5 protein-coding genes and 2 pseudogenes are annotated in these 6,670 nt (G+C 64.2%); 3 read left to right on the forward strand and 4 right to left on the reverse strand.

Annotated features, from left to right (window positions below):
- Positions 1-339: 339 nt before the first annotated feature.
- Positions 340-1,128 carry an FRG domain-containing protein gene (locus tag EYW47_RS40405; RefSeq protein ID WP_133200387.1) on the forward strand — a complete coding sequence of 263 codons (789 nt, stop codon included), beginning with the start codon at positions 340-342 and terminating at the stop codon, positions 1,126-1,128.
- A gap of 69 nt (positions 1,129-1,197) precedes the next feature.
- On the opposite strand, the pseudogene EYW47_RS40410 reads toward EYW47_RS40405, so the two are convergent.
- The 4 genes and pseudogenes from EYW47_RS40410 to EYW47_RS40425 form a co-directional block, all read right to left on the reverse strand.
- Positions 1,198-1,446, reverse strand: a pseudogene (locus EYW47_RS40410) (MFS transporter); the annotation flags it as partial.
- Positions 1,445-1,633: pseudogene (locus EYW47_RS40415) on the reverse strand (LysR family transcriptional regulator); the annotation flags it as partial. The pseudogenes EYW47_RS40410 and EYW47_RS40415, both read right to left, overlap by 2 nt.
- 35 nt (positions 1,634-1,668) lie before the next feature.
- Entirely contained in the window at positions 1,669-1,965 is a 297-nt protein-coding gene (locus tag EYW47_RS40420) for a YciI family protein (RefSeq protein WP_133200388.1), read from the reverse strand.
- 90 nt (positions 1,966-2,055) lie between these two features.
- Positions 2,056-2,898, reverse strand: coding sequence for a helix-turn-helix transcriptional regulator (locus EYW47_RS40425; protein ID WP_133200389.1), 843 nt, complete (start codon positions 2,896-2,898; stop codon positions 2,056-2,058).
- 297 nt (positions 2,899-3,195) lie between these two features.
- Between EYW47_RS40425 and EYW47_RS40430 the strand changes: the two genes are divergently transcribed.
- Both EYW47_RS40430 and EYW47_RS40435 read left to right on the forward strand, forming a co-directional pair.
- Entirely contained in the window at positions 3,196-4,911 is a 1,716-nt protein-coding gene (locus EYW47_RS40430; protein ID WP_133200390.1) for an amidohydrolase, read from the forward strand.
- 142 nt (positions 4,912-5,053) lie between these two features.
- Entirely contained in the window at positions 5,054-6,226 is a 1,173-nt protein-coding gene (locus EYW47_RS40435; protein ID WP_133200391.1) for an MFS transporter, read from the forward strand.
- Positions 6,227-6,670 lie beyond the last annotated feature (444 nt).

Below are 6,670 nucleotides of genomic sequence, written 5' to 3' on the forward strand. Positions count from 1 at the left end.
AGATCATCCGTGTAATTCTCAACTCGCCTTAAACACGGAAATTCTGACACCCCCAGGTGCGCCCCGCACAGGGGCAACGCTAATATACCGACATGAAAACAAGGAAAGGCCAACACCAGCAAGATTGACAACAAAAACCGAGCAACATGCGCGCAGCAAATCGCGCGCTCACCCGAATGGGCGCATCTGCAAGTGGCAACTGCAACGGGTCGTGCATATGGGGATATTGACTTCGCCATGTAATCGTCGGTGTGCTAGCGTGTCTGTCACGCGCACGCGCACGCACACCATGCGCCAGACAATCACCCCCAGGCCTCGCGCCGCCCGAGGACAATACTCATGCAGACCACCGAACTCGCCAACTGGAACCAGTTCATGGAGCTGACGACTCAGCTCGATGGATGGGCATTCCGCGGGCAGCAGAACGCCCAGTGGCGGCTGGAGAGCTCGCTCTCGCGCTACATGCGCGACTTCGTAGGCGATCGCAGCCAATGGCGCGCGCGCGAGGAGCGCGCGATCCGCGTGTTTCGCCGCAAGGCGCACAACTTCCTCGCGCATCCCGGCATTCTCGCCGACGATCTGCGCTGTCTCGCTCTCATGCAGCACCACGGCGCGCCCACCCGGCTGCTCGACTTCACGAAAAGCCCGTTCGTGGCGGCCTTCTTTGCGCTCGAGCGCGCGACCGGCGACGCCGCCGTCTACGCCCTGAACACGCCCGCGCTCTGGAACAACCGCGCCCGCCCGAAAGCCGATCCGGTGCTCACGCGCGACGTGATCGACCCACGCGTGCCCGGTCACTTCGAACGCTATTTCTTCTGCAATACCAACGAAATTCTCTGGTCGGGCGAGCCCACCGAAATGGACGACCGGCTCGTGGCGCAGTCGGGCACTTTCGTCGTGCCCGGTGTGATCGACAAGCCGTTGCAAGCGATTCTCGACGGCTATGAAAGCAACGAGGAGCTGCTGCATCAGATCGTGCTGCCCGCGCGTATCCGCATGGACGCGATGAAGTGGCTCTACCGCATGAACATCACGAACGCCTCGCTGTTTCCGGGGCTGGACGGCCTCGCGCGCTCGATTGGCGTGGAGCTGGAGATCGTCTGGTCGGGGATGATACAGGCGCAGTGAGGGCGCCATATCGGCACCGCTGCATCTGCGCATTGCGTGGTGTCTATGGCATCCACGTCTTCGCCGCGCTCATGCGCGTCCCATGAAGCGGCGCGGAATCGCGAGGATGAGCGCCGCCGCGCTGAAGAGCGCAAGCGCGAGCAAGGCGACGCCCAGCTCGGTGCTGCCGGTGAGGCCCTTGAGGTAGCCCATGATCGACGGGCCCACGAAGCCCGCGATGGCCGCGCCGATGTTCACGAGGCCCGCGCCGCTCGCGGCCGCCTCGCCGGCGAGAATGCGCGAAGGCAGGCTCCAGAACATCGCGAGCGTGCTCATGACGCGCGATCTGCTCGCGCGCCATCGGCAGGAACTGGCGGCCCACGCCTGTAAGCGTGGCGCTGCGCGTAGTGCGGTGAAACAGCTCGACGCCCAGCGCCTGCTCGAGCTTCTGGATGCGGCGCGAGAGCCCCGGCTGCGTGAGGTGCAGCTTTTCGGCGGCGCGATGAAACGTGCCGAGCTCCGCCACGGCGACGAAGGCTTCGAGTTCCTAGTTTTCGACTTTCACAACGCCTCGGAGCGCGGCAGGTTTAGCCCCGGCGCGAGACGCGTGGCCTTGAACTCCGTGATGGTGTAGGCAACGAGATCCTGCTCGGCAAACGGATCGTTAGCGAGCAGGGCGTCGAGCCGCGCGCGCTCCATGTTCGACGCAAGGATCACGCCGCCGTCGCGCGGCACCTTCGGCCCCGCTGCCACGAAATTGCCGGCGGCGAATTGCGCATCGAGCCAGATGCGATGGGCCGGCAGGGCGTCGTCGATGCGTTCGAGCGAGGCGGTGTAGGTCAGCGAGACGATGTACATGGGGGCTCTATCCAGATTGAAATCGTGCCGGGCATTGTAGCGGTTGGGGATGTTCGTTCGCCGCACGAGCGGCGCCCAGAATCAAACGGCTCAATCCTCCTGCTTTGGCTGCCCCAGCGCCCATTGCGCCAGCTCGCGCCGCGTCCTCACCCCGAGCTTCGCGAACGCGCGCTGCACGTACGATTTCGCAGTCGTTTGCAGCACGCCCAAAATCGTCGCGATCTCCGGCACCGTATGCCCCCTGATCAAATGCCGGCACGCATCGTATTCTCGCTTCGAAAGCCGGATGCCGTCGCTTGCAATGCGCGCGTCGAATAGCGCCAGCGGATCGGTATCGACCACGGCGCTGGTGGTCCGCTTGATCGCAGCCGTGGACGCGTGCAGCTCCAGTAGCGGAAAAAGCAGGTCGCCGAGGTGCCGCAAATAATTCAGGTCTGCGAGCGAAAACGGCGGGAGATGATCGCGGCGCACCAGCGCGAGCGAGCATTGCGTGCCCCGGTCGCTCTTTGTCAGCACGCACTCGTGGGCGACCTCCCGGCTGTCGAAAATCCGCTCGCGAAACTCGCCGGCAGGCACCTGAGTCATGTCGCGTACCACGAGATGCGTGCCGACGGTGGTCCGGATGTCTGCGAATAGCGGATCGAGGGCCTGGAACCGCTCGTAGTAGAGCGCCATCACGTCGTCGACGACGGACTGCGCTTCGCTCACGGCACCGCTGCCGAGCCACTCGCTGCGATAACCGAGCGGCGAGCGGCTGTCGAGGCGCGAACGCTCGACGTGCACGTAGTCGAGCGGCACGAGATCGTTCAGAAACAGCGTGAGGCGGTGCACGAAGTGCGGCAGGCCGACGGCTTCGACGACCTCGCCCATCGACCTGATTGGCACGTTGAGGTATCGCGCGCTTTGATTGAATGGGTCGACGTTCAGTTGCATGGTGTCACCCCCGGTCAGTCCACTTGTCAGTCTTGCGCGGAACATTATCAGAAAGCCCGCGCCGCCAGTATCCGTGAATCCGTCCAGTATCCGCGGCCGCGCGCGGACTCCAGCGGCCTCATCCGCCGCATTGGCGCGATGCGCAGCGGATCGCCCGGGCCGGCGCAGGCGCGCGCGCAGCGCCGGAAATTGCGGGTTGCCCCCCTTCGAGTAGGGCATACCTGGGCGGGGCGAGCCGATACCTTTGTCGCCTGCCTTGGATCAAAGGCACGTTGAATTTCCACATTGAATCTCGTCATGAATCTACAGAACGAACACAAGGAGACGCCGGCCGACGTCATTTTCACGAATGCACGGGCCTATACCGTCGATCCGCATTGTCCCTGGGCGAGCGCGGTTGCCGTGCGCGAGGGCCGGATCGTCTTCGTCGGCGATACGCTCGGTGCGCAGCGCTTTGCCGGTGCACATACACGCACGATCGACGCCGGCGGCCGGCTGATGCTGCCGGGCTTCGTCGAATCGCACTGGCATTTCTCCACCACAGCGTTCGCCTCGCAGGCATTCATCAACTTCGAGGATCCGCAGCAGGTGCTGGACGCGCTGCGCACCTACGTCAACGCGCATCCGCACGAGAAGAGCATCATCGGCATGGGCTGGGTGCAGGCGGCCATGCCCGCCGAGCTGCTCAATCGCGAGACGCTCGACGCGATCTGCGCCGAGCGCCCGGTCTGCCTGCTTTCGACCGACTTTCATACCATGTGGGTGAACTCGAAGGCGCTCGAGGTTGGCGGGATCGACGCGTCCACGCCGCCTGTCGAGGAGGGCGCGAGCTGGTTCGAAAAGGATCCGGTGTCGGGCGAGCCCACGGGCGTGATCGTCGACGGCGCCGCTTATTCGCTGCTCATGCGCCGCCTCTCCGCGGCCGGCTATCTGCCGCCGTGGGGCGAGCTCTATTACGACTCGTTCGTGAAGTGGCAAAAGAAGCTGGTGGCGGCGGGCATCACGACCGTCTTCGATGCTGGCTTCATCGACCCGAGCGGCGATCAGACGTGGCTGTACGAGACCTTGATGCGCATGGAGCGCGACCGCGCGCTCAAGCTGCGCGTGGTGGGCAGCTATGCGGCCATAGAGGCGACGCGCGACCCTGTGGAAACGATCCTCGCGTATCGCGCGCGCTATCAGTCGCCGCTCGTGAAGGCGCGCACGCTCAAGCTGTTCCTCGACGGCACCGAGATGAACCATACGGCGTATCTGCTGGAGCCGTATGCGGACCGTCCGCACTACTGCGGCGAGCCGAACACGCCGATCGAGGATTTCAACCGCTTCGTGCTGGAGGCCGACCGCAACGGCGTAGACGTCATGGTGCACTGCGTGGGCGACGCGGCCGTGCGCGGCGCGCTCGACGCGATCGAGCGCGCCAACACGCTCAATGCGCCGCGCGATCGCCGCCACGTGATCACGCATGCGTTCCTCACGCATCCGGCCGACATTCCGCGTTTCCGGCGCCTTGGCGTGCTCGCGAACACGCAGCTGCAATGGGGCGTGGTCGACACCTATACGAAGGCGATTCGCGAGTTTTACGGCGAGCAGCGCTGGAGCAGCATGTACAAGTTCCGCACCTTCATCGAAGAGGGCGTGACGGTGTCCATCGGCATGGACGGGCTCGCATGCCAGTGCCGATGCCAGCACCACCCCGTCGAGCATATCGAGTCGGGCCACACGCGCCAGCTTGCCGGCGAGCCCGATGCGCCCGTGTTCCCGGACATCAACGAGCGCTTGAGCATCCCGCAGCTGATTGCCGCGTACACGATCCACGGTGCGTATCAGCTCGGCATGGAGCACGAAATCGGCTCGCTGACCGTGGGCAAGCGCGCGGACCTCATCGTGCTCGAACGCGACCTGTTCGAGGTGGGCAAGTACGAGATCGGCAAGGTCGAGGTGGGCCTCACGATGATGAACGGCGAGGTCACGCACGCGCAGGGCGATTTCGTGCGGGAGGCGCTGCATGCGTAATGCGCCGCGCGTGACCCGGGCCGACCGGGTTGCAGACACGGCGCTTTCGATGCTTTCGAAGTAACGCGCGCGACGCTGCGTTGCGCGCGTGTAGAGGAGACAGCCCGGGCCACGATGCCCGGGCTCGAGACAGGATGGTGCAATGAATAAGGAAAACAGCACACGACGATCGCAGCCTGCGTTCGTCGCGGCAATGGTGGCGCTCGGCGTCTTTTCGCCGACGGTGTTCATGGGGCTGCCCGCAGTGGTTGGACAGGTCGCCCAGCGTTGGGCCTTCGGCGAGGCGACACTTGGCATCGCGGTCTTCGCCGAAGTGTTCGGCATGTCGTGCGGCGCGCTGCTCGTGGCGTTCGTGCTGGGACGCCAACCGGTCCGGCTCGTGCTGCTTGCCGCGGCGGTGCTGGCGGCAGCCGCGAATCTCGCGACGCTCGGCGTGCACGGGTTCGTCGCGTTTGCGCTGTTGCGTTGCGTGGCGGGCATGGGATCGGGGGCGCTCAATGGCATTGCGATGCGGTATCTCTCGTACACGACCACGCCTGAGCGGCACCTCGGCATGCTCGTGATGGGGCAGGTGCTCTGGGGCATGGCGTTGCTCGCGTTCGTGATTCCATCGCTCGGCGCTGCTTGGGGCGCGCCTGGCGTCTTCACGTTCGTGGCTGCGCTGTCCGTGCCGTTCGCTTGCGTCGCAGGGTGGTTCGAGCGCGGCGAGACGCTCTCGACGCCGCAACAGATAGCAGGAGGACGCGTCGACAAGGGCGGCGCGCTGCTCTCGCTCGTTGCACTGTTTGCGTTGTACGGCGGCGTGGGTGTCGTATGGACGTTCCTGGAGAAAATTGGCGCAGATGCCGGGCTGAGCGGCTCGTATATTTCCATCGTGCTGGCGGCTGCCAATCTCGTGAGTCTTGCTGCCTGTGTGCTCATGCCGAAGCTCGGCGTGGGTGGCGGCTTGCGGCGCTGGACGCTGTTTAATCTCACGGGGTGTGTCCTTGCTGCAGTGTCGCTCGCGCTGCCGCCTTCGCCGCTGTCGTTTGCACTTGGCTCGGTCGTGTTCATCGTTTGCTGGACCGGCGGTGCGCTGCTGATCTTTGCGACGGTCCCGCAGTATGATCTTGTCGGGCGGTTTGCTGCGCTTTCGCCGGGGTTTCTTGCGCTTGGTTTTGGTGTGGGATCTATTGCCGGGGGCGAGTTGATGGAAGCGTCGGGCACGCGTGCCGCACTCGAAGCGGCTATTGCGCTTTGCATGTTCGCACTTGTGTTTTATGCGCGGCTTCGGCCTGTTGATGAAGGGCCGGCGCTCGTGCCCCGCTGTGAGTGACGTGGGGCGTGGGGCGAGCGTTAGAGTGTGTTTGAGAGGTGATTTGTTGTGGGTTGTTGTTGTTGTTGGCCTTTCCTTGATTTCATGTAGGTATATATGTGTTGCCCCTGTGCGGGGCGGCACCTACTTTTCTTTGCAGCGGCAAAGAAAAGTAGGCAAAAGAAAGCCGCTCAAACCGCCAGTGTGACGCAGTGGACCACTAACCTTATATCGAAGCGGCTCCGGGGCGTCTGTCATCACTCGCCGTTACCCGGAGTGACAAAGGGCTCATCCATCCGGCGGCGCTGCGCGCGCCGTGAGGCATAACCCAAAACCGGTGGGAAACACGCAATTTCGTAGGACTCCGGCGTATTCGACCCGGAAGTACTCCCGCGCCTCCCCGGCAGTACTCCCGCCATTCGCCAGGCAGCACGCCTGGTTTTCCTTGCAGACCCTTCCGCCCGC

Source organism: Paraburkholderia silviterrae, from assembly GCF_004353915.1.
Classification (GTDB): Bacteria; Pseudomonadota; Gammaproteobacteria; order Burkholderiales; family Burkholderiaceae; genus Paraburkholderia; species Paraburkholderia silviterrae.